General features: G+C 75.7%; 22 protein-coding genes. 9 read left to right on the top strand and 13 right to left on the bottom strand.

Annotated features, from left to right (window positions below; genetic code table 11):
- Nucleotides 1-8 precede the first annotated feature (8 nt).
- Complete coding sequence (locus tag J2S44_RS09305) at nt 9-893, bottom strand: hypothetical protein (RefSeq protein WP_310410743.1); 885 nt, start codon at nt 891-893, stop codon at nt 9-11.
- Nucleotides 894-989: 96 nt separating this feature from the next.
- On the opposite strand from J2S44_RS09305, the gene J2S44_RS09300 reads away from it, so the two are divergent.
- On the top strand, nt 990-1361 hold the full coding sequence (locus J2S44_RS09300; protein WP_374727823.1) for an Rv2175c family DNA-binding protein: 372 nt from the start codon (nt 990-992) through the stop codon (nt 1359-1361).
- A 93-nt stretch (nt 1362-1454) separates the two neighbouring features.
- Here J2S44_RS09300 and J2S44_RS09295 read toward each other — a convergent pair whose 3' ends face one another.
- A complete protein-coding gene (locus J2S44_RS09295) occupies nt 1455-2537 on the bottom strand; it encodes a polyprenyl synthetase family protein (protein WP_374727967.1) in 1083 nt (360 codons plus the stop codon).
- A gap of 105 nt (nt 2538-2642) precedes the next feature.
- Nucleotides 2643-4010 (bottom strand): helix-turn-helix domain-containing protein, encoded by a 1368-nt coding sequence (locus J2S44_RS09290; protein WP_310410739.1) that lies wholly within the window; start codon nt 4008-4010, stop codon nt 2643-2645.
- A gap of 203 nt (nt 4011-4213) precedes the next feature.
- On the opposite strand from J2S44_RS09290, the gene J2S44_RS09285 reads away from it, so the two are divergent.
- The 3 genes from J2S44_RS09285 to J2S44_RS09275 are packed head-to-tail and all read left to right on the top strand — an operon-like array spanning nt 4214 to nt 6901.
- Nucleotides 4214-5200 (top strand): DNA adenine methylase, encoded by a 987-nt coding sequence (locus tag J2S44_RS09285; RefSeq protein WP_310410737.1) that lies wholly within the window; start codon nt 4214-4216, stop codon nt 5198-5200.
- Between the two features lie 23 nt (nt 5201-5223).
- Entirely contained in the window at nt 5224-5892 is a 669-nt protein-coding gene (locus J2S44_RS09280; RefSeq protein ID WP_310410736.1) for a CDP-alcohol phosphatidyltransferase family protein, read from the top strand.
- A 28-nt stretch (nt 5893-5920) separates the two neighbouring features.
- Nucleotides 5921-6901, top strand: a complete 981-nt coding sequence (locus J2S44_RS09275) for a glycoside hydrolase family 6 protein (RefSeq protein WP_310410734.1) — start codon at nt 5921-5923, stop codon at nt 6899-6901.
- 91 nt (nt 6902-6992) lie between these two features.
- On the opposite strand, the gene J2S44_RS09270 is transcribed toward J2S44_RS09275, so the two are convergent.
- From J2S44_RS09270 to ppgK, 10 genes are all read right to left on the bottom strand, one after another.
- Nucleotides 6993-8477, bottom strand: coding sequence for a phytoene desaturase family protein (locus J2S44_RS09270; protein WP_310410732.1), 1485 nt, complete (start codon nt 8475-8477; stop codon nt 6993-6995).
- Between the two features lie 49 nt (nt 8478-8526).
- Nucleotides 8527-8859 (bottom strand): hypothetical protein, encoded by a 333-nt coding sequence (locus J2S44_RS09265; protein ID WP_310410730.1) that lies wholly within the window; start codon nt 8857-8859, stop codon nt 8527-8529.
- 66 nt (nt 8860-8925) lie between these two features.
- On the bottom strand, nt 8926-10107 hold the full coding sequence (locus J2S44_RS09260) for a glycosyltransferase family 2 protein (protein WP_374727822.1): 1182 nt from the start codon (nt 10105-10107) through the stop codon (nt 8926-8928).
- Nucleotides 10108-10111: 4 nt separating this feature from the next.
- On the bottom strand, nt 10112-10966 hold the full coding sequence (locus tag J2S44_RS09255; RefSeq protein WP_310410728.1) for a carotenoid biosynthesis protein: 855 nt from the start codon (nt 10964-10966) through the stop codon (nt 10112-10114).
- The gene (locus tag J2S44_RS09250) at nt 10963-11517 is read right to left on the bottom strand and encodes a GNAT family N-acetyltransferase (RefSeq protein ID WP_310410726.1); all 555 of its coding nucleotides are present in this window, start codon (nt 11515-11517) and stop codon (nt 10963-10965) included. Before J2S44_RS09250 ends, J2S44_RS09255 begins: the two co-directional genes overlap by 4 nt.
- Nucleotides 11514-12233 (bottom strand): monooxygenase, encoded by a 720-nt coding sequence (locus tag J2S44_RS09245; protein WP_310410725.1) that lies wholly within the window; start codon nt 12231-12233, stop codon nt 11514-11516. The genes J2S44_RS09250 and J2S44_RS09245 overlap by 4 nt, the downstream gene beginning before the upstream one ends.
- A gap of 3 nt (nt 12234-12236) precedes the next feature.
- Entirely contained in the window at nt 12237-13064 is an 828-nt protein-coding gene (locus J2S44_RS09240; RefSeq protein ID WP_310410724.1) for an FAD:protein FMN transferase, read from the bottom strand.
- Nucleotides 13065-13196: 132 nt separating this feature from the next.
- On the bottom strand, nt 13197-14441 hold the full coding sequence (locus J2S44_RS09235) for a S1C family serine protease (protein WP_310410722.1): 1245 nt from the start codon (nt 14439-14441) through the stop codon (nt 13197-13199).
- 71 nt (nt 14442-14512) lie between these two features.
- Nucleotides 14513-15559, bottom strand: a complete 1047-nt coding sequence (locus J2S44_RS09230; protein ID WP_310410720.1) for a zinc-dependent alcohol dehydrogenase family protein — start codon at nt 15557-15559, stop codon at nt 14513-14515.
- A 10-nt stretch (nt 15560-15569) separates the two neighbouring features.
- On the bottom strand, nt 15570-16304 hold the full coding sequence (gene ppgK / locus J2S44_RS09225) for a polyphosphate--glucose phosphotransferase (protein ID WP_310410719.1): 735 nt from the start codon (nt 16302-16304) through the stop codon (nt 15570-15572).
- A gap of 155 nt (nt 16305-16459) precedes the next feature.
- Here ppgK and J2S44_RS09220 point away from each other — a divergent pair, with 155 nt between their 5' ends.
- The 5 genes from J2S44_RS09220 (at nt 16460) to J2S44_RS09200 (ending at nt 24059) form a co-directional block, all read left to right on the top strand.
- On the top strand, nt 16460-16831 hold the full coding sequence (locus J2S44_RS09220) for an ArsR/SmtB family transcription factor (RefSeq protein WP_310410717.1): 372 nt from the start codon (nt 16460-16462) through the stop codon (nt 16829-16831).
- Between the two features lie 368 nt (nt 16832-17199).
- On the top strand, nt 17200-17652 hold the full coding sequence (locus tag J2S44_RS09215) for an SAV_6107 family HEPN domain-containing protein (protein ID WP_310410716.1): 453 nt from the start codon (nt 17200-17202) through the stop codon (nt 17650-17652).
- 183 nt (nt 17653-17835) lie between these two features.
- Nucleotides 17836-18600, top strand: coding sequence for a DnaE2-dependent mutagenesis accessory factor ImuA' (gene imuA' / locus J2S44_RS09210; RefSeq protein ID WP_310410715.1), 765 nt, complete (start codon nt 17836-17838; stop codon nt 18598-18600).
- The gene (locus J2S44_RS09205; protein ID WP_310410713.1) at nt 18597-20645 is read left to right on the top strand and encodes a Y-family DNA polymerase; all 2049 of its coding nucleotides are present in this window, start codon (nt 18597-18599) and stop codon (nt 20643-20645) included. Before imuA' ends, J2S44_RS09205 begins: the two co-directional genes overlap by 4 nt.
- An 84-nt stretch (nt 20646-20729) precedes the next feature.
- Nucleotides 20730-24059 (top strand): error-prone DNA polymerase, encoded by a 3330-nt coding sequence (locus tag J2S44_RS09200; protein WP_310410711.1) that lies wholly within the window; start codon nt 20730-20732, stop codon nt 24057-24059.
- The last annotated feature ends 14 nt before the right edge of the window (nt 24060-24073 follow it).

Raw genomic sequence — 24073 nt, 5'->3', positions numbered from 1 at the left:
TCGGCCGGCTAGTAGCCGCTGCCGCCGCCCGTCACATTCGCCCGTTGATTCATGATATTTCCGGAACTGCCGGGCGGATCCCCGATTGGGTCCGCGCTCCCCGGCCCGGTGTCGCCCACGCCCGGGGTGGGCGTCATCGACTCGGGAACCTCCGTGGGCGCGGTCGGAAAATCCGGCGGTTCCGGCCAATCGGGCCAGTCGGGAATCTGATCCGGCCCGTGACCGTGCCAGTGCGGCGGCCGGTCGTCCGGCGGTGAGGTCGGCGTCGGCACCGGCAGGTCCGGCCGGTCCGGCGCGCCCGGCGACCCGCTCGTCGACGGCGAGCCGGGCAGGCTCGGCACGCCGGGCGAGCCGGTCACGCCGGACCACCCCGGTGACCCGGTCAGCGACGGTGCGCCCGGCGTCGGCGCCGCCTCGACCGTGCGTCCCGGCCGGGCGGTGACCGGCGCGACGCCCCGCGCGGTCGCGGTCGCGGTGGTGACCTGCGGCGGCGGCACCGGCCGGCTCGCCGACGTGGTCCACGGTTGTGCGGTGTGCGGCGCCGCCGGCGCGGCCGGGAGCAGGCCCGGTCCGGGAGACGGCGCGGGCACCGGCCGGCCGGGGATCTCCGGCGAGTTCCGCCGCGCGGCCGCGTCCGTGTTCAGCACCGAGTCGAGGCTGTTCGCCACGGTGACGTAGGTGCCCGCGGCGCCGACCAGCGCGAGCACGCCGAACGCGCCCGCGGCCAGCAGGCGCCGCGGCGGACGGCCGTACCCGGAGAGGTCCTCGGCGTCCGGCTCGTGGCCGTACCCGACGTAGAACCGCGGCGCCTCCGTGCCGCGCCGGTCGAGGTCGTACCGCAGCGATCGCCAGGCGCCCGCCGCCTCGTCGCGGACGATCCGCAAGATGCTCACGTGTGGTTGCTTCCTTTCGCCGGGGCAGGGCGAGCCGGCCGGCCGATCCGGTGGGGGATCCGCTGACTCGCCGCGACCGCGGCATGCGAGGGTGGGGTGGTGACCGAACCCCGTGATGTGAATGCCGGTGAAACCCCGGGTCCCGCCGAGTGGCTGACCCTGCCGGACGTCGCCGAGCGCCTGGATCTGGGCATCAGCAAGGTGCACCAGATGATCAGAGACCGTGCGCTGCTGGCGGTCCGTCGTGACGGCATCATGCGGGTGCCCGCTGAGCTGGTGGCCAATAGCACCGTGCTCAAGCACCTCCCCGGCGTCCTCACGTTGCTGCACGACGCTGGGTACAACGACCAAGAGGCTTTGGAGTGGCTCTACGCCGAAGATGACACTTTGCCCGGTTCGCCCGCTTCGGCGCTGGCCGGACCGCGGGCGACCGAGGTCAAGCGGCGCGCCCAGGCCGCCGGTTTCTGAGGGGTCACCACCCGGTTCCCGGCGGTGCCCGAGACATGACCGAGGCGTCCCACGCGCTGCCGGAGCAGCGGGCGGGACGCCTCGGTCGCGAGGTCAGATCGTGCGGCTGGTGGCCGCGGCCGCGAGCGCGGTGAGCGTGTCGTACGCCTCCGGCTCCAGTGGCACGGCGGTCAGCGCGGTCAGCGCGGCCGAGGTCAACGTGGTGATCCGCTCCTCGGCCCGGGCCAGCGCGCCGGTCTCCGTGATGATCGTGCGCAGCCGGTCCACCCCGGCCGTGTCCAGCGCCGGGTCGCCGAGGCCGGTCAGCAGCGTCTCCCGGTCCGCCGGGCCCGCCTCGCGCAGCGCGGCCGCGATCAGGAACGTGCGCTTGCCCTCGCGCAGGTCGTCGCCGGCCGGCTTGCCGGTCTGCGCCGGGTCACCGAACACGCCGAGCACGTCGTCGCGCAGCTGGAACGCCTCGCCGAGCGGCAGACCGTACGCGGAGTAGGTGGCCAGCACCGGCGCGGGCGCGTCGGCCAGCGCGGCGCCGAGCAGCAGCGGTCGCTCGACCGTGTACTTCGCGGACTTGTAGATAGCGATCTTGGCGGCCCGGTCCGCGGACGTGTCACCGTCGTTCTGCGCCAGCACGTCGAGGTACTGCCCGGCCATCACCTCGGTGCGCATCTCGTCGAACGCGCCGCGCGCCCGGGTCAGCACCTCCGGATCGAGCCCGGCGCCGTGCAGCATCTCGTCCGACCAGGCCAGGCACAGGTCGCCGAGCAGGATCGCGGCGGAGGCGCCGAAGTCGTCCGGGTCGCCGTGCCAGCCGGCCGCACGGTGCCGGGCCGCGAACCGGCGGTGCACCGACGGCTCGCCGCGCCGGGTGTCCGACCGGTCGATCAGGTCATCGTGGATCAGCGCGCTGGCCTGCACCAGCTCCAGTGCGGACAGGCCGGTGACCACCGCGTCCGAGTCGATGCCGCCGGCGCCGCGGTAACCCCAGTAGCCGAACGCGGGACGCAGCCGCTTGCCGCCGCGCAGCACGAACGCCTCCAGCGCCTCGATCACGTCGTCGAGCGCGTCGTCGATGCCGTGCATGCGGGTGCGCTGGTGCGCGAGGAACGCGGCGAGGGCCTTGTCGACACGGGCGCGCAGACCGTGGCGGTCGACCGGGGAAGCGGTGCTGGTCACCACCAGAGGCTAGCGCCTGTGCCGAAGCGGGAGCCGGGCCGCGGTGCGGCCCGGGGCCCGGTGGGCCGCCCGATCGAGTGCCGGGCAGCCCACCGTGACCGGGCATGCGCGTCACGCAGTCGGCCGGACGTCCGCGAGGAGGTCGCGGGCCGCCGCGAACTCCTCGCGGTACCGCCGGGCGGCCGGGTGCCGCGGGTGTGCGCGGAGGCGGGCCTGCAGGCGGCGCACCTGCGTGGCGGCCCGCACGGACCCGGCCCGGATCGCGTCGTGCAGCGCGGTGGACCCGGCCGCGCAGGCGCGCTCCACGTCACCGCCGTCCGCGAACGCGCGGGCGAGCCAGGCGCGGTGCAGCGCGGCGGTGCGCGGGCCGGGTGCGGCCCGCGCGGCCAGCAGCAGCGGGCCCACCGCCCGCATCGGCCGGCCCAGCGCGGCCTGGCAGCGACCGGTCATGCCGGCCAGCTCCTCGGGAGTCAGCCAGTACAGCCAGGCGGGGTCGTGCCCGGGATCGGCCCGGTCGGCCGCGCGCCGGGCCGCGGCGAGCGCGACGTCGGCCTCCCGGTGCCGGCCGGACAGCGCGCAGGCCAGCGCGGCGCGGTGGAGCAGCAGCGCCCGGCCGGTCGCGCCGCCGGAGCGGGCGGCGCCGGACCAGGCGGTGCGGGCCAGCAGCAGGCCGGTGCCGGGATCGCCGGCCTCGGTGAGCAGGTGGCTCGCGGAGGACAGCACGTAACCGGCGAGCGGTCGGGCCCCGGCCACGTGCGCGGCCTGCAGCGCCACCCGGTGCGCCGCGACCGCGGTGCGCCACCGGCCGGCGTCCGCGGCCACCCAGCCGAGCAGTTGCGCGCCCTCGGCAACCGACGTGAGCCCGGCCGCCTCCGCCAGGCCGGGCTCGGCGTGTGCGGTGATCAGCCGTCGGCCCAGGGTGGCGGCCAGGTCCGCGCCGCCGACCAGATCGTCCAGCCGGCGCAGACCGGGCAGCTCGGCCGGGCCGGTCGCGCCCGGACCGGTCACCACGGCGCCGGCCAGCCGGAGCAGCCGTCGGCGCAGCGCCGGTGCGGCACGTGCGGCCGGAAGGTCCGCGCCGGACGGCGTGGCCAGCCAGGCGTGCGCGGCGCGGCGCAGCCGGGCGGTCTCCGCGGCCGGGGCCCCGGTGGACCCGGTCGGCCGGGTGACGGCGCGGCCCGGGAGCGCGGCGGCCGGACCGGGTTCGCCGGGCAGCGCGCGGCGGGCCGTGGCGGCGGACCGGGCCAGGTCGGCCGGGTCCGCGCCGAGGACGGTGGCCAGCCAGCGGCGCCAGAACTCGCTGGGCACCCGCTCCGCACGCTCCCAGCGGCTGATCTCGTGCCGGGTGACCGTGTGCCGACCGGACGCGGCGCAGAGCTGCTCCGCGACCCGGTCCTGACTCCAGCCGAGGCCACGGCGCAGCGCGGTCAGCAGCGGGCCCAGCGGACGGGCGTCGGGTGGGGGATCGACCATGGACATGTGCACTCCCTTGCCGGACGGAACCGATGGAGCTGACCCCCACCCGGGCGGGTGCCCGGGCTCGGCCGCACCGGGCCGGCCCGTCGCGGAGGACCGGGGACCGGTGCGGGAACGCGGGTGGTGGCGGGGTGCGTTCGACCGTGATTTATACGCTGGGGGTACGACGGTTCTGCGGGGGTGACGGTGTGGGGGAGACTGCATCCATGATCCCGTTACCGGTTGCTCCCCGGTTGGCTGCGCTGCGTGGTGTCCCGCACGCGATCCCGTACCAGGGGAGCAAGCGGGTTCTGGCCCACGCGATCGTGCCGCTGCTGCCGGAGGGGACCGCCGACCTGATCGAGCCGTTCGCCGGGTCCGCCGCGGTCTCGATCGCGGCGAGCCACCTCGGCATCCCGCGCCGGGTGCGGCTGCGGGACGTCAACGAGCCGCTGATCGCGCTCTGGCGGCGGATCCTGGACGAGCCGGACGCACTCGCCGACGACTACGCGGCACTGTGGGAGGCGCAGCGGCCGGACCCGGCCGCGTTCTACCGCCGGGCGCGCGACGACTTCAACGCCGGGCACGCGCCGCACCTGCTGCTCTACCTGCTGGCCCGCTGCGTGAAGGCGTCCGTGCGCTACAACCGGCACGGCGAGTTCAACCAGGCGGCCGACCGGCGGCGGCTCGGCGCCCGGCCGGCGCTGATGCGGGCCCGGATCCGGGCCACCTCACGCGCGCTGGCCGGCGCGGACGTCGCGGCCGGCGACTACCGGGCACCGCTGACCGGCGCCGCCGCCGCGGACGTCGTCTACCTGGACCCGCCGTACCAGGGCGTCTCGGCGAGCAAGGACCATCGGTACATGCGTGGCCTGCACCGGGACGAGTTCTACGCCGCGCTCCGGGACGCGGTCGGCGCGGGCGTGTCGTTCCTGCTCTCCTACGACGGCAGCACCGGCGGGAAGCGGTACGGCCCGGCCGTACCCCCGGATCTGGACCTTCTCGCCCTGGCCGTGCCGGCCGGGACGTCCGCGCAGGCCACTCTGAACGGCTGTCCGCTGCCCACGGTGGAGTCGCTCTACGTCTCACCGGCGCTGCGCGACCGGCTCGGCGGCACCGCGCGCGTGCTGGACCGGCTGTCGGGTGGCCGACCGCCGGTTCACCCGGCGCGAACCGGCGAGCCGGCCCGGGCGGCCGGTAAAGTGCAGGGGTGAGAGGCGCATGACCTGGGATGATCATGACCTGGGATGAGTACGCGACGGCCTGGGCCGGACTGCACGGTGGCTTCGACCCGAGGCGCGCCTCCGTCCTGGTGCGGGGCTGGCTGCGGCTGGCGTTCGTGCTCGGCCGCCCGCTCGGCCGGCTCGGCGTGCCGCCCACCGCGGTCACCGTCGTCGGGCTGCTGATCTGCGCCTGCGTGCCGTTGGTGGTGCTCGCCGACCGGACCGTCGGCCCGCTCGCCGGTGCCGCGCTGGTGCTGCTGGCCGGCGTGGCGGACAGTGTGGACGGTGCGGTCGCGGTCACGTCCGGGCGCGCGTCCCGGCTCGGTCACCTCTACGACTCGGTCGCCGACCGGCTCGGCGAGGCCGCCTGGCTGGCCGCGTTCTGGGCGGCCGGCGCGTTCGGCTGGCTGGTCGTGGTCGCGGGCGCGCTCTCCTGGCTGCACGAGTACGTCCGGGCCCGGGCGAGCGTCGCCGGCATGCGCGAGATCGGCGTGGTCACCATCGGCGAGCGGCCCAGCCGGGTCTCGATCGCGCTGGTCGGCCTGCTGCTCACCGGCGCCGGTGCGCTGATCACCACGGAGCTCGCGGCCGGGACCGCCACGCTCGCGACGGTCGTCTGGGTGCTCTTCGCCGGTTACGGCATCTGCCAGCTGCTGGCCGCGGTGCGCCGCGCGCTGGCCTGACGAACCCGCCACGGGACGGAGGGCGCGGATGCGCCGCATCGGAGCCTGCCTGCTCACGACCGGTCTGCTCGCGCTGGCCGCCTGCGCCTCGCCGACGGAGCCGGAGCCGGCGCCACCACCGGTCAACCCGCTGGCCGGCGTGCGGTTCTTCGCCGCCACGCCGAACGTGGCCACCCGGCAGGCCGACGAGTACGCCGCGGCCGGGCGCCCGGCGGACGCGGCCGCGATCCGGCACATCGGCGAGCAACCCACCGCGGTCTGGTTCACCGGCGCGTCCGCGGACACCGTGACCCGCGCGGCCACGCTGGTGGCGGACGCGCGGGCGGCCGGGCACCTGCCGGTGATCACCGTCTACAACATCCCGGGCCGGGACTGCGGGTCGTTCTCGGCCGGCGGCGCCGCCGGCCGGGACGAGTACACGGCGTGGGTGCGCGCGCTCGCCGGTGCGCTGGGCCGGGAACCGGTGCTGATCGTGCTGGAGCCGGACGCGGTCGCCCAGGCCGTCGACGGCTGCGCCGGGCCACCCGCCGAGCGGTACGCGCTGCTCGCGGCCGCGGTGGACGCGTTCGCGGCGAACGAGCGGGCACACGTCTACCTGGACGCGGGCAACGCCAGCTGGATCGCCGACCATGCCCGGCTCGCGGAAGCGCTGCGCGCGGCCGGGATCGATCGCGCGGCCGGGTTCGCGCTCAACGTCTCCAACTTCGAGACCACGGAGGCGTCGGTCGCGTACGGCACCCGGCTCTCCGAGGCGCTCGGCGGCACCCACTTCGTGATCGACACCAGCCGCAACGGCAACGGACCGAACCCGGCGTCCGGCGTCGCCCGCTGGTGCAACCCGCCCGGCCGGGCGATCGGCGCGGACCCGACCACGGACACCGGCGTGCCGCGGCTGGACGCGCTGCTCTGGGTGAAGCGCCCGGGCGAGTCCGACGGCGAGTGCGACCGCGGCGACCCGGCCGCCGGCGTCTGGTTCCCGGAGTACGCGCTGGCGCTGTCCGGCCGGTGAGCGGGCGGCCCGGCCGGCCGGTGTGCCGGTCGCGCCCGGGCCGGGTCCCTCGTGCGGACGTGGTGGGAGGGCCCGTGGCGTACCCTCGCGGCTATCGGGTCTTGTTGATCTGCGCCGCGGCGATCCGGGCGGAGAGCGCGACCATCGGCAGGCCGCCACCCGGGTGCGCGGAGCCGCCGACCAGGTGCAGGCCGTGCACGGGACCACGGTTCGCCGGGCGCAGCAGCGCGTGGTTCGCGGTGCCGTAGATCGCACCGCCCGGCGCGTGCGCGGACGCGGCCAGGTCCGCGGGCGTGCGGACCTCCCGGAACACCAGCCGATCCCGCACGTCGGCACCGCGCGCGGCCAGCAGGTCCAGGATCCGGTCCGCGTACGCGTCCGCCAGCCCGGGCCGCCGCCAGTCCACCGCGTCCGCGGCCAGGCCGTGCCGGGGCGCGTTGACCAGCACGAACCACGCCTCGTGTCCGTCCGGCCGGACGCTCGGGTCGTTGGCCACGGTCACGAACACGGTCGGGTCGGCCGGGGGCCGGGCCGGCACGCCGCGGCCCGGATCACCGAAGACCGCGTCGAACTCCGCGTCGTAGTCGCGCGGGAAGAACACCGTGTGGTGCGCCAGGCCGGACTCGCCACGCACGCCCAGCAGCAGCACGAAACCGGCCAGGCTGCGGTCGGTCAGCGCGGCCAGCCGGCGCGGCGACGGCAGCAGGTCACGGTAGAGGGTGAGCGCGTCCACGTTCGCCACCACGGTGGACACCGGCACCCGGTGCGCGGTGCCGCGCGCGCCGCGCACCCGGATCGCCTGCACCCGGCCGCCGGTCGCCTCGATCCGGGTCACGGTCGCGCCGGTCTCCACCACCACGCCGAGGTCCAGGCAGAGCGTGAGCAGCGCGTCGGCCAGCCGCCCGAGACCACCCCGCAGATACCAGCCACCGAAGGCCAGCTCCGCGTACGGGACCGCGACCAGTGCGGCCGGGGCGCGCCGGGGATCGGCGCCGGCGTACGTGGCGTAGCGGTCGAGCAGCATGCGCAGCCGCGCGTCGCGCAGGTACTCGCGGCCCAGCCCGCGCAGCGTGCGGCCGGGCGCGATCGCGGCCAGGTCGCGGACGTGCCAGGCGAGCTTCGCGAGGTCGGCGGGGCCGTCGAACGGGTTGCGCAGCACGTCGCGCCACGAGGCGTGCCAGACGCGCTCGGCGCGGGACCAGAGCCGGGACCAGTCCGCCGCGGCCGCCGGCCCGAACGCGGTGCCGATCCGCCCGGCGAACTCGGCCGGGTCGGCGCACGAGTCGAGCGCGGTGCCGTCCGGGAAGTGATGCCGCACGATCGGGTCGAGCCGCACCAGGTCGAGGTGGTCGTGCAGGTTCGCCCCGACGTCCGCGAACAGCTCCTCGAAGACCTGGGGGAGCGTGAACAGGCTCGGCCCGGTGTCGAACGTGAAGCCGTCCCGGGAGTAGCGGGCCAGCTTCCCGCCGACCGTGTCGGCCCGCTCGTAGATGGTGACGGAGTGCCCCGCCGCTGCCAGCCGGGCCGCGGCCGCCAGACCACCGACTCCCGCTCCGATCACCGCTACCGCCGTCACCTGCCCTTTATAGGGCATCGCCGTGCGCACGTGACCGGCGGCGTACCGCTCAGAAGGTGTTGTGCTGGGTGTTGTGGTCACCGATCTGCACACCCCGCGCACCACGCACGTCGACGCCCGGGACCGGGGCGGGGACGGGGGCGGGGCTCGGAGCCGGTGCCGGAACGGCGGCCGGGGCCGGCTCGGCGGGGGCGGGGCGGCGCCAGGCGAGCCAGGACACCGTGAGGCCGAGACCGCTCAGCACGACCGACGCGGTCACGCCGACGATCGACACCCACTTCTCGGCCCGGTCCAGGCCCTCACCGCCGAGGAGGACCACCAGGCCGGTGATCCCGGTGACGAGCAGCATCACTGCCAGGATCATCTTGACTGTCCGGCTCATCCGGTCATCATCGCGTGTGCCGGCAACCGCGCCAAGTCACCCGTCGATGAACGGGTTCCGGGCCGGTCAGCTGACGGTACGGCCGCGCCAGCTCAGCCGGCCGCGGCGGCGCAGGTGGTGGGAGCGGAGCGTCAACCAGGCGAGCAGCGCGATCGAGACCGGGTGCGCGAGCGCGTCCGGCCAGGCCCGGCCGCCGGTCGCGTGCGCGGACCGGACCCGCCCGGCCACGCCGGCCAGCGTGGCGAGCGCCGCGAGCCCGGCCGCGGCGGCGTGCCCGGTGAGCGCGGCGGCGAGCGCGGTCAGCGGCGACAGCGTGTAGCAGAACAGCAGGAACAGCAGCACGGGTACGGCCGTGGGCAGCGGCCCGAGCGAGGCCCAGAGTGACTTGCCGTACCCGTCGGCGAGCTCCCGCCAGCCGGTGTACATCCGGCACCGGGCCACCGGCGTACCGTCCGCCAGCGCGATCCGGCCGCCGGCCCGCTTGACCGCGCGGGCCAGCGCGATGTCCTCCAGGATCTCCGCGCGCACCGCCGCGTGGCCGCCGGCCCGGTGGTAGGCGGTCGCGTCCGCGACCAGCAGCTGACCGCCGGCGGCGGCGAGCGACGGCCGGCGCGAGCGCTCCATCGCACGCAGCGGCAGGAAGGTGAGCCAGGTCCACTGCAGCAGCGGCTGTACGAGCCGCTCACCGGCGCTCACCGCCTCCAGCCGGGGGTACGGGCTGAGCAGGTCCGCCCCGAGCCGGCGGAGCAGCGCGGCGACGCCGGTGATCGCGTGCGGGTGTTCCAGGACCACGTCCGCGTCGATGAAGACGATGACCGGCGCGTCCGTGGCGGCGGCGAGCCGGTGGCAGGCGTGCGGCTTGCCGAGCCAGCCGGGCGGCGGGGGCGCGCCGGTGAGCAGGCGGACCCGGGGGTCGTCGCCGGCGATCGCGCGGACCACGTCGGCGGTGCCGTCGGTGGAGCCGTCGTCCAGGACCACGATCTCGGCGACGCCCTCCTGGGCGAGCAGCGCGCGCAGGCAGGGCGCGACCCGGCCGGCCTCGTCGCGCAGCGGGAGCAGCACGGCGACCGGCTCGGCGGTCGCCTCGACCGTGGCCGGCTCCGCGGTGGTCTCCACCGTGGCCGGCTCCGCGGTCGCCTCCACCGTGGCCGGCCGGTGCAGCAGCCGCGCGTTGATCAGCGTGTGCAGGGTCAGCGCGCCGGCCGTGGCGGCCTGCGCGGCGGCGAGCACGAGCAGCGGATCGGGCACGGCGTCAGCGGCGGGAACCCGGACGGGCCCCGGGGACGCGCGCGTCGCCGGGTGTGGCCGCGTCGCCGGGCGTGGCCGTCTTGCCGGGTGTGGCCGCGTCGCCGGGTGTGCTCGTGGCCGGGCGCCGGCCGCGGAGGAGCGTGACCGCCAGCGGCACCGCGAGCACCGCCATGCCCACGCCGCCCCAGACCGCGGACGAGGGCAGGCCGAGGAAGACCGCGTGAGCCATGATCGAGGAGCCGTAGGTCCACAGGTAGAGCGCGTACATCGGCTGGTCCGCCGCCGTGACCGACCGGTCGGTCACGGCCGACAGCAGCGCGGCCACCACGACCGCGAACATCAGCCAGCCCAGGTAGTTCGTCACCGGGATGCCCGGCACCCCGGGCAGCGCCGGCTCCGGGTCGTGCCAGGACCAGTGCCCGGCCGCGACCATCTGCGGGTCGAGGAAGAGGTCCCACGCGGCCAGCCCGGCCGCGGCGAGCAGCACCCGCGGCACCGGTCGGGAGACCACCCGGCCGGCCGACAGCCACGCCGGCCACGTCATCCAGGCCCAGGCCAGCGGGATGATCAGGGGTACGCCGAGCACCTTCGGGCCGAGCTGGCCGGAGTAGTCGTACCCGCCGAACGGGAACCCGGTGTGCACGCCGGTCGCCTCGATCAGAAACCCGCCACCGGCCGCGATCGCCACCAGCGCCACCGCGGTCCGGGCGCCCCGGGTCGCGGCCGCGTGCCCCACGGAGATCACGAAACCGAGCACCACCGTGGCGACGGTCAGGCCGTTGCGCACGTCACCGCTGGTCAGCGGGTAACAGATCTGCGCCAGGACCAGGACGGCCAGCGGCAGCCAGCGGGCGATCACAGCTTCTGGTCGGCGGGCAGCGGCAGCTCCCGGCCGAGTACCGCGAACGCACGCTCGTCGCCCGGGAAGTGGAAGTCGCGCAGCACGTCCACGTACCCGAAGCGGCGGTAGAGCCGCCACGCGCGTGACTCCTGCTCCGGCGCCTCGGGCGTGGAGAGCAGCGTGGTGCCGCCCTCGGCCATGGTCAGCAGCGCGCGCAACTGGCGGGCACCGATGCCGTGGCCCTGCGCGGGCGGGCTGACGTGCAGCTCCACCACCTCGAAGCAGTCACCGAGCCAGGTCTTGCGGTCGGTGTCGGCGAGCGCGCCGCGCACCTGGTCGTGCCACCACTGACCGGACGCGGACGTGTAGCCGTAGCCGAACCCGGCGAGGTGCCCGTCCGTCGTGAGCGTCGCCACCGCGCGGAAGCCGGGGCGCCGGGCGTGCGTCGCCACGTAGCCACGCCGGGCCGCGAGCAGCTCCGCCCGGTAGCCCATCGCGTCGCCGTACACGGTGATCACGTCGTCGATCCGGCGAAGCAGGTCGTCCGGCGTCCACGGCACGAGCCTCATCGTCCCCCGCTTTCCTTCCCGCCGTCGTCCGCCCATCCCAGCACCGCACGGTCGCCGGCCAGGTCCAGCACCGCGAATCGGGCGAACAGTTCCTCCGCATACCACCGGGCTCCGGGGGTACGCGCGATCGCCGCGCGGTGCTGCGGGTGACGGTACGCGAATTCCAGGAGATGTGCCGTGCTCCGCCACACGCTGATGGTGCCCTGCCACCCGATCGGTGCCTCGCCGACGCCGAATCGGCTGAGCACGCCGTCCGCGTCGTGCAGCGCGGCGGTGACCGGCGGGATCGCGCGCCAGAACGTGAGCGCGCGGGCCGGGGCGAGCCGGGCGCGGGTCAGGGCCAGCACCGGGCCGTCCGTCTTGGAACCGTTTTCCACGGCGAAGGGGGTACGGCCGGACCACGTGCCCCGGCTGTGCAGCGGTCGCAGGTCCACCCGGACCGACGACGTGCTCACCCGGGCCCACGCGCGGCCGACCGCGGACGTGTCGAACGCCGCCGCGGCGGCCGGGTCGTCCCAGACGGTGACCGCGGCCCACCGGGTGAGATCGGCGTCACCCGGCCCGAACGTGGTGCCGGTCCCGGTGCCGAGCAGCTTCGCGAAGCGGACACCGGGCAGTGCGCGCAGCCGGCGCCGGTCCACGGCCATCCGGGTCAGCACGCCGCCGAGCGCCCGCCGGGGCACCCGCCAGACGTGCAACGTGGTCAGCGCCGTCAAGGCTCAGGCCGTCTGTGAGTAGAGGTTCGGGTCACTGGTGGAGAGCACCAGCCGGTCCCAGCCGCTGGTGGTCCGCAGTGTGCCGCTCGCGTCCACGACCAGTGCCTCGTACTCCTCCAGGCGCATCAGCCAGTCGAGGCCCTCCGCACCGCGGGCGACGGCCGCGATCGCGAACACGTCCGCCCAGAGCAGCGACGGCCCGGCCACGGTCACCGACCGCAGCTCGGTGGCGTCCTGCCCGGTGTACGGATTGACGACCAGCCCGCCCCGGTGCGCCGCGCCGGCGGTGGCGACCGCGCCGGTGGCGATCGCGCAGACCCGGAGCATCCGGTTCGGCTCGGCCGGGTCCTCGATGCCGACCCGCCAGACCGGGTGGCCCGGCACCGTGGTCAGCACCACGTCACCGCCGGCGTTCAGGCAGAGGTCGTGCCCGTCGAGGTCGGCCAGCCGGTCCGCGATCCGCTGCACCGCCCAGCCCTTGACCAGGCCGGACGGGTCGTACCGATAACCGCCCTTGGCCTCCGGGTCGGGCAGCCACGGGTTGAAGAAGCCGTCGGTGCGGGTGTGCGCCTCCTCGCAGAGGCCGTGCACGGTCCGGATCGCCGGGTGGCAACCGGAGAAGTCGATCTCGCCACGGTTGAGCCGGGCGATCTGGCTGTCCGGACGCGCCGGGTTGAACATCGCGTCCACGGCCCGCAGCTCCACGAAGACGCCGGCCACATGCTGGGCGACCTCGTCGGAGTCCACTCCCGGGCCGCGCAGATGGACGCTCACGGGCATGCCCATGATCTCTTCCACCCAGGCACGTCGCGGAGGGGTGCTGGTGCTCATCCCGCACACGATATGCGCCACGACCGCCCGCACAACAGGGGGCCGCCCCGGCCCCGTCCGGTGATCCAGGCGTTCCGCACGTCGTTCCGCCGGCATGCGGGACGGCTGGATCACCGGGTGCGGGCGGCCGGGTCAGACGGCGGCGCCGGTGATCTGGGCGATCACGGTCTTCGCGGTGTTGACCGGGATCGCGAAGCCGACACCGATGTTTCCGGTGGAGTCACCCGTGGTGGCGATCGCCACGTTGATGCCGATCACCCGGCCGGCCGTGTCGACGAGCGCGCCGCCGGAGTTGCCGGAGTTGATCGCCGCGTCCGTCTGGATCAGGTCGGAGAGCGTGGTGGTCCGCTGCTGGCTCTGCGCGCCGCCGAACGGGCTCTGCGGCTCCTGCTCGCCGGTGTCCTCGCTGGTCTCGCGGTGCAGCGCGGAGACGATGCCGGAGGTGACCGTGCCCTCCAGGCCGAGCGGGCTGCCGAACGCGAGCACGGTCTGCCCCGCGGTCAGCGAGTCGCTGTCGCCGAGCGCGGCCGCGGTCAGGCCGGAGACGTCCTGCAGCTGGATCACCGCGAGGTCGTGCGACGCGTCCGTGCCGACCAGCGTGGCGGACACGGTACGCCCGTCCGCCAGGTCCGCGGTGATCGTGCCGCCGTCCGCGACCACGTGGTTGTTCGTCAGCACCAGCCCGTCGGAGCTGAGGATCACGCCGGAGCCGAGCGAGGTGCCGCGCCCGCTCTGGATGTTGATCGTCACGATGCTGGGCGCGACCGCCTCCACCACGCCGCTGAGCGTGCTGATCGTCCCGGTGCTCGCGGCCGTCACGGTGGCCGTGGTGGCCGCGGACGTGCCGGCGGGCGTGCCGTCGGCACCGAGCGCGTTGCCGATCACGCCGCCGGTGGTGCCGGCCGCCAGGGCCAGCGCGAGCGCGGCGGCGGCCAGCGTGCGCCGGCGCCGGCGCGGGCGCCCGTTGCCGCCGGTCGAGCCGCCGTGCAGCGGCGGGTACACCGGCGGGGCTGGGGGCGCGGGCGGTGCCGGGGGCGCGGCGGGCAGCCCGAGCGGCGACAGCGCGACGGGCGCGTAGGCGGGCGCACCGGAGATCCCGCCGCCGTGGTGGGAGAGGCCGGCGGGGAACGCGCCACCGTAGGAGAGGCCGACGGAGGGCGCGCCGCCGTGGGACGGGCCGGCGGGGAGCGCGCCGCCGTAGGGCGGCCGGTGCGCGACCGGGTGGGCCACGTCGCGGGGGCCGGCGGGCGCCGTATGGGCGACGGGCGCCGGGTGGGCCACGTCGCGAGGGCCGGCGGGCGCCGGGTGGTGGGCGCTCTCCGCGTACCGCTGAGGGGTGTTGATCTGCTGCTCTGGGCTGTGCGTCGCGTCGGTCATGTCATTCACGGTGCGCCCGGAGGATCTGCCCCGGCTTGGTCTCGGCTGTGAGTAGTCTGAAGATGGTTGATCTAGAGGCGCGGGTCGGCCAGCCGGATGCCGGGCACCGCCGGGCGATCCATCGTGGTGAGCGCGTCCGCGGCCGCGGCCAGTCCCATCGTGTCCGCCACCAGCAGGTCCGGGCGCAGCGCACCGGACGCCACCAGCTCCAGCAGTGCGGGATACGCGTGTGCGGCCATGCCGTGACTGCCCCGCAGCTCCAGCTCCCACGCGATGACCAGATCCATCGGTACGGGCGGCGCCCCGGCCACCGCGGGCAACAGGCCGACCTGCACGTGCCGGCCCCGGCGGCGCAGGCTGCGCACCGAGCTCACGCAGGTCGCGGCGCTGCCCACCGCGTCGATCGACACGTGCGCGCCGCCACCGGTCAGGTCGCGGATCGCGGCCGCCACCGCGTCCTCGCCGGCCATCGCCTCCAGCACCACGTCCGCGCCGTGCCGCCGGGCCAGCTCGCGGGCGCCCGCCGAGGTGTCCACGGCGACCACCCGCGCGCCCGCGGCGTGCGCGATCATGACGGCGGACAGGCCCACGCCGCCGCAGCCGTGCACCGCGACCCACTCGCCGGCCGCGACCCGGCCCTGCGTGACCACGGCCCGGAACGCGGTGGCGAACCGGCAGCCCAGCGACGCGGCCGCGCTCGCGGACAGCTCGCCGGGCAGCCGGATCAGGTTGATCTCCGCGTTCTCGATCGCGACGAGCTCCGCGAACGAGCCCCAGCCGGTGAAGCCGGGCTGCGTCTGCCGCTCACAGACCTGCTGGTCGCCGGCGAGGCAGGACGCGCACCGGCCGCACGCGCAGACGAACGGCACGGTCACCCGGTCGCCGGGCGCCCAGCCGGTCACGCCGTCGCCGACGTGCGCGATCACGCCGGCGAACTCGTGACCGGGCACGTGCGGCAGCCGGATGTCCGGGTCGTGCCCGCGCCAGCCGTGCCAGTCGCTGCGGCACAGGCCGGTGGCCTCCACCCGGATCACCACGCCGCCGGCCGGGGGCACGGGGTCGGGGACCTCGTGCACCTCCGGTCGCGTGCCGAACTCCTCGAAGACGACCGCCCGCATGCGCGTGCCGTCAGACGGACTCGGCGGCCAGCGCGGCGGCGCCGATGATGCCCGCGTTGTTGAGCAGCTGCGCCGGGACCACCGGGGTGCGCAGGTCGATCAGGGGCAGGAACTTCTCCGCCTTCTTGCTGACGCCACCGCCGATGATGATCAGGCCGGGCTGCAGCAGCATGTCGATGTGCCGCAGGTAGCGCTCGACCCGCGCGGCCCAGTCCGGCCAGGACAGGTCCTCGGCCTCGCGGGCCCGGTCGGCGGCGCGGGTCTCCGCGTCCACGCCGTCCAGCTCCAGGTGGCCGAGCTCGGTGTTCGGCACCAGCGTGCCGTCGACGAAGAGCGCGGTGCCGATGCCGGTGCCGAACGTCAGCATCAGCACGGTGCCGGTCACGCCGCGGCCGGCACCGAAGCGCATCTCGGCCACGCCGGCCGCGTCCGCGTCGTTGAGCACCGTGACCGGGCGGCCGACCGCCTCGGTGAACAACCCGGCCGCGTCCGCGTCGATCCAGGACTTGTCCACGTTCGCCGCGGTCTTGGTGACGCCGCGGACCACCACGCCGGGGAACGTCACGCCGACCCGGTCGGTGTCGCCGAACTTCGCGGCGACCTCGCCGACCACGGCGGCCACCCGCTCGACGTCGGCGGGCTGCGGGGTCTCGATCCGGAAACGGTCCGCCAGCAGCGCGCCGGCCTCGATGTCGACCGGCGCACCCTTGATACCGGAACCGCCGATGTCGATACCCAAGATCACGATGACTCGTCTCCCACGATGCGTCAGTGGCCCGCGCGGGCCGAGCCGTGCGGGGTCTGGAACCCACAGCCTAGTTCTCCCGGGCATGCCCGTCGGTGCCCGCCGCTTAGTTTCAACCTGGACTTATATAAGAGCGTCTTGCTAGCTTTCGGTACGTGCACGCGTTCGACATCCTGGGTGATCCGGTCCGCCGCCGGATCCTGGAGCTGCTCGCGGACGGCGAGCGGGCCGCCGGTGAGATCGGCGCGGTGGTGCAGGCCGAGTTCGGGATCAGTCAGCCGGCGGTCTCCCAGCACCTGAAGGTGCTGCGGGAGCACGGCTTCGCCCGGGTGCGCGCGGAGGGGACGCGCCGGCTCTACGCGGTCGAGCCGGCGCCGCTGCGCGAGGTGGACGCGTGGCTGGAGCACTTCCGCGGCTTCTGGGCGCAGCGGCTGGACGCGCTCGGCACCGAGCTGGCCCGCGGGCGTCGTGCCCGCCGCCGCGAATCCGGGCCCGACGCCGGTTCCGAGGGCGGCGCTTCCGCCTGATCACGGCCCGGAACAGCCCGGCGCCGCACCGTTGCGTTTTTGTCGGACCCAGGGTGTACTGTCTCAAGGAGTTAGAACATGCGTTCTAACTTGATCGGGTGAGGCGATTCGCGGCGCCGATCCCGGTCGCGGTCCCGCGGAGACCGCGGCGATCCCGGAAGTCGCGAGCCGGGTTCGCAGCACAGGCAGGGCCGCCGTCCGACACCCTCGACCCCCGGGTGGCGGGCGGCGGACCAGCCGACGCGGGTGCCGGCCGGACGTGGTGTGGGGAAGCAACGCGTTCGGCCGGCTCGCCGGACCGGTGGTGCGCAGTCCGGAGCAGTGAGCAGGCGAGAGAGGTCGCGTCACTACACGCGGAGGTCAGACCCATGGCGAGCAACGCAGACCAGGTGCCCACCGTCCCGGCGCACATGCTGCCGCACCGCACTCCCGCACAGCTGCTGGCGACGGCGCGCCGCGGGCTGGCGGAGGCGGCGCAGACCCGGCCCGACGGCCTGCGTTACGCGGCCGCCCACCTCGCCGCGCTGCGCGCCGCCGCGGCCGTGCTCGCGGCCCGTGCCCGCCCCGCACCGTCCCGGCGCAACCGGGTGACCAGCGTGTGGGAGCTGCTGGTGCTGGTCGCGCCGGAGCTCGGTGAGTGGGCGACCTACTTCGCGCTCGGCGCGTCCAAGCGCGCGGCCGCCGAGGCCGGCATCCCCCGGGTGGTCACCGCCCGCGAGGCGGACGATCTGCTGCGGTCGGCCGAGCAGTTCGTGGCCGTGATCGAGGCGGCGCTCGGCATCGCGCACCAGCCCTCGCTCGACGGCTTGGCCGCGGCCTGACGCGCCGCACGGCACGCGCCGCACGGCACGCGCCGCACGGCACGCGCCGCACGGCACGCGCCGCCCGGCACGGGCCGGGCGGCTCCCGCCCGCGTACGGCCGCGGCGGGACGGACGAGTGACATGGGTGGGCCGCCGGCGGGGTGCGGTCCGGGAACGACGCGGAAGAACAGCTGAGGGTGACATGGCGGGCCGGATGGTGCTCGGGTCTGCCCTGGCGCAGCTGGTGCGGCCGGCCAGCGAGATGGACGAGTCCGGCGCGCACCGCCTGTTGCCGGTGGCGCCCGAATTGGGCGGATTGCTGCCGAATCGTGGGCTGCGCCGGGGCAGCACGGTCGCGGTCGGCACGGCCCGGTCCGCCAGCGGCGGCACCTCACTGATGCTGGCGCTGCTCGCCGAGGCGTCCCGGGCCGGTTCCTGGTGTGCGGTGGTCGGCGTGCCGGCACTGGGCCTGCTCGCGGCGGCCGAGGCCGGGATCGCGCTGGACCGCCTGGCGCTCGTGCCGTACCCCGGGGCGGAGTGGCCGACCGTGGTCGCCGCGCTGATCGACGGCGTCGACGTGGTGGTCGCGGCCGCGCCGGACGGCGTCTCCACCGTGGTCACCGACCGGCTCGCGGCCCGCGCCCGGCAGCGTGGCTGCGTGCTCGTCCCGTACGGCGCCTGGACCGGCGCGGACGTCACCCTGCAGATCACCGACGGCGCCTGGGACGGTCTCGGGCCCGGCCACGGTCGCCTCACCCGCCGCCGCCTCACCATCTCCGCCCGGGGCCGTGGCGCCGCCACCCGGCCGCGCGAGATCCGCGTCTGGCTCCCCGCCGCCTCGGACCGCTTCGCCGCGGTTGTCGCCGGCACCCCCGGCGCGACCACCGTCACGCTCGTCGACCCGCCCGCCACGGCCACGCCCCGCGCACCGCTCACGCTGGTCGGACCGTCGGCCGAGCCGGCATGAGCGGCGCGGACACGCTCCGGACGCTGCTGCTGTGGTGCCCGGACTGGCCGGTGGTGGCGGCCGAGATCACGGAGGGCGTGGCCGTGGGCGGGCCGGTGGCGGTGCTGAGGGCCAACCGGGTGGTCGCGTGCAGCGAGGCCGCCCGGGTCGAGGGCGTACGCCGCGGGCTGCGCAAACGGGAGGCGGAGAGCCGCTGCCCGGGCCTGACCGTGGTCGAGTGGGACGCCGGGCGGGACGCGCGCGCGTTCGAGCCGGTCGTCGCCGCGATCGAGGAGAAGGCGGCCGGCGTCGAGGTGCTGCGCCCGGGCGCCGCCGCGCTCGCCGCCCGCGGCCCGGCCCGCTACTTCGGCGGCGAGGAACCGGCCGCGGAGCTCATCGTCGAGCACGTCGCCGCGTCCTGCGAGGTGGAGGCGCAGGCCGGCATCGCCGACGGCACGTTCGCGGCCGGCCTCGCGGCCCGGCGCGGCGTCATCGTCCCGCCCGGCGGCACCCCGGAGTTCCTGGCCGGACTCGGCGTGGAGACGCTCGACCGGCCGCAGCTCACCGACATGCTGCGCCGGCTCGGCGTCCGCACGCTCGGCGCGTTCGCCGCGCTGCCCGCCTCGGACGTGCTGGCCCGCTTCGGCTTCGACGCGGCGCTGGCGCACCGGCTCGCCGCCGGCCGCGACCACCGGCCGCTCGCGGTCCGCCGGCCACCGCCCGGCCTGGAGGTCACCGACACCTACGACGAGCCGCTGGACCGGGTGGACGTGGCCGCGTTCGCCGCCCGGACGCTCGCCGAGCGCCTGCACGACCGGCTCGCCGCCCACGGCCTGGCCTGCACCCGCCTCGGCATCACCGCGGTCACCGAGCACGGCGCGGAACTGCACCGGGTCTGGCGCCACGACGGCCTGCTCACCACGGCCGCGATCGCCGAACGCGTCCGCTGGCAGCTCGACGGCTGGCTGACCGGCACCGGCCGCCGCACCGCCGCCGGCCTGCGCGCCGCACCGCCGCGCCCGACCTCCGGCATCATCCGCCTCACGCTGACCCCGGAGGGCATCCTCGCCCACGCCGGCCTGCAACCCGGTCTCTGGGGCGAGACCGGCGAGGAGCGCCGCCGCGCCCACCGCGCCCTCAGCCGCGTCCAGGGTCTCCTCGGCCCCGACTCCGTGGTCACCCCGGTCCTGGCCGGCGGCCGTTCCCCGGCGGACGCGGTCACCCTGGTCCCCTGGGGTGACGAACGCGTCCCGGCCCGTCCCGGCCCGCTGACCCCCGGCCCGGCCCCGGTGCCCACCCGCCGCCGGTCCCGCAAACCCCCGCCCCAGCCCGTCCCCGAGTCCCTCCGGCCGCCGGCACCCCTGTCACCCGCGTTCCGGCCCGCCGGGCCGCCGGGTTCCGCGTCCGTGCCGGTCGAAGCCGTGCCGGTCGAAGCCGTGCCGGTCGAAGCCGTGCCGGTCGAAGCCGTGCCGGGGGGTTTCGCGTCCGTGTCGGGTGAGGCCGTGCCGGTCGAGGCGGGGCCGGGCGGGGCCGTGCCGGTCGGTGACGCCGGTGCGGCCGCACGGGAGCCGGACCCCGCCTCGGGTGCCGGCCTGGCGGAGGTCGTGCCGTTGCGCCGCCGGGCCTCCGGAAACCCGGGCGGCTCCGTCGAGGCTCCGGCCGGTGCGGGCGCGCCGGCCGGAGCCGGGGGCGGACCGGTGGCCGGGCCACGGCGGCGGACCGCGCGGGACCGGACCCGCCCGGCGTGGCCGGGGAGCCTGCCGGCGCCGGCGCCCGCGTTGGTGCCGGTGCGTCCCGCCCCGGCGCGGGTCTTCGACGCGGCCGGCGAGGAGGTGCGGGTCAGCGCGCGGCTGGAGCTCAGCGGTGCTCCGGCCCGGCTGGCCGCCGAGGGCGACGAGCCGGCGGACATCGTCGGCTGGGCCGGTCCGTGGCCGGTGGACGAACGCTGGTGGGCCCCGTCCGAGGCGCACCGCCGCGTCCGGTTCCAGGTGACGCTGGCCGGCGGTGCCGCGCTGCTTCTCTCGCTGGCCGGCGGCCGCTGGTTCGTGGAGGCCCGCTACGACTGAGGACGCACGCCCCGCCCGCCGTCACGAGGGGCGCCCGCGGGGGACACGCCGGGAGCAGGAGGAAAAGATCGGAAAGGGTTTCGGGTGGGGTTCAGCAATCCGGATGTGCCGTGGGCGGAGCTGGAGCGGAAGCTGTCCGGCGGGTACGTCGTGGACCCACTGGCGGTGGAGCCGGACGGCGGTGACTCGCCGGCCTGGACGCGGAAGCGGCGCGGGTACGAGGCACCCGAGGGGATCGCGCGCGGCGCGGGCGAGGTCGAGTACGCGGAGCTGCACTGTCACACGAACTTCAGCTTCCTGGACGGGGCCAGCCATCCGGAGGAGCTGGCGGAGGAGGCGGTGCGGCTGGGGCTGAGCGGCCTCGCGGTGACCGATCACGACGGGTTCTACGGCGTGGTGCGGTTCGCGGAGGCGGCGAAGGAGCTGGGACTGCCGACGATCTTCGGTGCGGAGCTGTCGCTGGACCTTCCGGGGCCGCAGAACGGGGAGGCGGATCCGGCGGGGGAGCACCTGCTGGTGCTGGCGCACGGGCCGGAGGGGTACGCGCGGCTTGCCTCCTCGATCAGCCGGGCGCACCTGCGCGGTGGCGAGAAGGGACGGCCGGACTACGGGTCACTGGAGTCGGTGGCGGCGGAGCTGGCCGGGAACGTGCTGGTGCTGACCGGCTGCCGGAAGGGCACGGTGCCGTCCGCGCTGCGGTACGACGGCGTGGACGCGGCGCGCTGGGAGCTGGACCGGCTGGTGAGCAACTTCGGCCCGGACAACGTGGCGGTGGAACTGATCGACCACGGCGACCCGTTCGACGGCGTGCGGAACGAGGCGCTGGCGTCGCTGGCCGCCGAGCTGCACCTGCCGACGGTGGCGACGAACAACGTGCACTACGCGACGCCGGGCCGGCGGCGGCTGGCGACCGCGCTGGCGGCGGTGCGGGCCCGGCGCAGCCTGGACGAGATGGACGGCTGGCTGCCCGCGGCCGCGACCGCGCACCTGCGCGGCGGTGCGGAGATGGCGGCGCGGTTCCGGCACTTCCCCGGCGCGGTCCGCCGGACCGTGGACTTCGCCCGGGACCTCGCGTTCGACCTGAACCTGGTGGCGCCGGAGCTGCCGGACTTCCCGGTGCCGGCCGGGCACACGGAGATGAGCTGGCTGCGCGAGCTGACCTGGCGCGGGGCGCTGAAACGGTACGGCCCCCCGGAGGCGGCGCCGGACGCGTACGTGCAGCTGCACCGCGAACTGGACATGATCGAGCAGCTCGACTTCCCCGGATACTTCCTGATCGTCTGGGACATCGTGGACTTCTGCCGGCGCAACGACATCTACTGCCAGGGGCGTGGATCGGCGGCGAACTCGGCGGTCTGCTACGCGCTCTGGGTGACCAACGTGGACGCGGTGCGCTGGCAGCTGCTGTTCGAGCGGTTCCTGGCGCCGGAGCGGGACGGGCCGCCGGACATCGACGTGGACATCGAGTCGGACCGGCGCGAGGAGGTCATCCAGTACATCTACCGGCAGTACGGGCGGGAGCACGCGGCCCAGGTGGCGAACGTGATCTCGTACCGGCCGCGGTCCGCGGTGCGGGACGTCGCGAAGGCGTTCGGGTTCTCGTCCGGGCAGCAGGACGCGTGGAGCCGGCAGATCGACCGGTGGGGCTCGGTCGCGACGGTGGACGTGGCGGAGATCCCGGAGCACGTCGTGGAGTACGCGAACGCGCTGCAGACGTTCCCCCGGCACCTCGGCATCCACTCCGGCGGCATGGTCATCTGCGACCGCCCGGTGATCGAGGTGTGCCCGGTCGAGTGGGGGCGGATGGCCGGCCGCAGCGTGCTGCAGTGGGACAAGGACGACTGCGCGAGCGTGGGCCTGGTCAAGTTCGACCTGCTCGGGCTCGGCATGCTGTCCGCGCTGCACTACGCGTACGACATGATCGAGCTTGATCTTGATTTGAGCACGATGGCGCTGGACGACCCCGAGGTCTACGACATGCTGTGCCGGGCCGACTCGGTGGGCGTGTTCCAGGTGGAGAGCCGCGCGCAGATGGCCACGCTGCCGAGGCTGAAGCCGCGCGAGTTCTACGACCTGGTGATCGAGGTGGCGCTGATCCGGCCCGGGCCGATCCAGGGCGGGTCGGTGCACCCGTACATCCGGCGCAAGAACGGCCGGGAGAAGGTCGACTACCCGCATCCGCTGATGCGGAACGCGCTGGAGAAGACGCTGGGCGTGCCGCTGTTCCAGGAGCAGCTGATGCAGCTGGCGATCGACGTGGCCGGGTTCGACGCGGGCGAGGCCGACCAGCTGCGGCGCGCGATGGGCTCGAAGCGCTCGGCCGAGCGGATGGAAAGGCTGAGATCCCGGCTGTACGCGGGGATGGCCGAGCGCGGGATCAGCGGTGAGCTGGCCGACGACCTCTACGTGAAACTGTCCGCGTTCGCCAGCTTCGGCTTCCCGGAGAGCCACGCGATGAGCTTCGCCTACCTGGTGTACGCGAGCGCGTGGCTGAAGCGGTACCACCCGGCCGCGTTCTGCGCCGCGCTGCTGAACGCGCAGCCGATGGGCTTCTACTCGCCGCAGTCGCTGGTCGACGACGCGCGGCGGCACGGCGTGGAGGTGCGCCGGCCGGACATCAACGAAAGCGGCGCGATGGCGACGCTGGAGTCCACGCCGCGCACGGTCTGGGACGGCGGCGGTCCGGGCGCGCCACCGCACTCGTGGGGCCTGGGCGGCCCGGTGGTCCGTCTCGGGCTGTCCGGCGTGCGGTCGGTGTCGCCCGAGCTGGCCGCCGCGATCGAGGCGGAGCGCCGCCGCAACGGCCGGTACACCGACATCTCGGATCTGTCGCGCCGGGTGGGTCTGAGCGCCGGTCACCTGGAGGCGCTGGCCACGGCGGACGCGTTCGCCGGGTTCGGCATGGACCGGCGCGCCGCGCTCTGGGCCGCCGGCGCCGCCGCGCAGGACCGGCCGGACCGGCTGCCGATGGGCGCGCCCGAGGCCCCGCCGCTGCCCGGCATGGAGGCGGTCGACCGGCTCTACGCGGACGTCTGGGCCACCGGCCTCTCCCCGGAGAGCCATCCGGTGCGGTTCATCCGCGAGCGGCTGACCGCGGCCGGTGCGGTGCCGATCGCGCGGCTCAAGCGGATCGACGCCGGCACCCGCGTGCTGGCCGGCGGCATCGTCACCCACCGGCAGCGCCCGGCGACCGCGGGCGGCGTCACGTTCATCAACCTCGAGGACGAGACCGGCATGCTCAACGTCACCTGCTCGCCGGGGCTGTGGGCGCGGTACCGGAAGGTGGCCCGGACCAGCTCGGCGCTGCTCGTGCGCGGTGTCCTGGAGAAGGTCGAGGACGTGATCAACCTGGTCGCGGACCGTCTGGAGGCGGTCGAGGCGCCGGTCGCGCCGCCATCCCGCGATTTCCGGTAATAGACACATGCAAC

Origin of the sequence: Catenuloplanes niger (assembly GCF_031458255.1) — a bacterium.
Classification (GTDB): domain Bacteria; phylum Actinomycetota; class Actinomycetes; order Mycobacteriales; family Micromonosporaceae; genus Catenuloplanes; species Catenuloplanes niger.
Note: the sequence above shows the minus strand (reverse complement) of the source record. Positions and strands in the feature narration are given on the sequence as shown.

Coding starts and splice junctions, on each gene's coding strand:
- J2S44_RS09290 (WP_310410739.1), bottom strand. CDS start 4,010: ATGTCCATGGTCGATCCCCCACCCGACGCCCGTCCGCTGGGCCCGCTG.
- J2S44_RS09285 (WP_310410737.1), top strand. CDS start 4,214: ATGATCCCGTTACCGGTTGCTCCCCGGTTGGCTGCGCTGCGTGGTGTC.
- J2S44_RS09280 (WP_310410736.1), top strand. CDS start 5,224: ATGACCTGGGATGAGTACGCGACGGCCTGGGCCGGACTGCACGGTGGC.
- J2S44_RS09275 (WP_310410734.1), top strand. CDS start 5,921: ATGCGCCGCATCGGAGCCTGCCTGCTCACGACCGGTCTGCTCGCGCTG.
- J2S44_RS09265 (WP_310410730.1), bottom strand. CDS start 8,859: ATGAGCCGGACAGTCAAGATGATCCTGGCAGTGATGCTGCTCGTCACC.
- J2S44_RS09250 (WP_310410726.1), bottom strand. CDS start 11,517: ATGAGGCTCGTGCCGTGGACGCCGGACGACCTGCTTCGCCGGATCGAC.
- J2S44_RS09240 (WP_310410724.1), bottom strand. CDS start 13,064: ATGAGCACCAGCACCCCTCCGCGACGTGCCTGGGTGGAAGAGATCATG.
- J2S44_RS09235 (WP_310410722.1), bottom strand. CDS start 14,441: ATGACCGACGCGACGCACAGCCCAGAGCAGCAGATCAACACCCCTCAG.
- J2S44_RS09230 (WP_310410720.1), bottom strand. CDS start 15,559: ATGCGGGCGGTCGTCTTCGAGGAGTTCGGCACGCGACCGGAGGTGCAC.
- J2S44_RS09215 (WP_310410716.1), top strand. CDS start 17,200: ATGGCGAGCAACGCAGACCAGGTGCCCACCGTCCCGGCGCACATGCTG.
- imuA' (WP_310410715.1), top strand. CDS start 17,836: ATGGCGGGCCGGATGGTGCTCGGGTCTGCCCTGGCGCAGCTGGTGCGG.
- J2S44_RS09205 (WP_310410713.1), top strand. CDS start 18,597: ATGAGCGGCGCGGACACGCTCCGGACGCTGCTGCTGTGGTGCCCGGAC.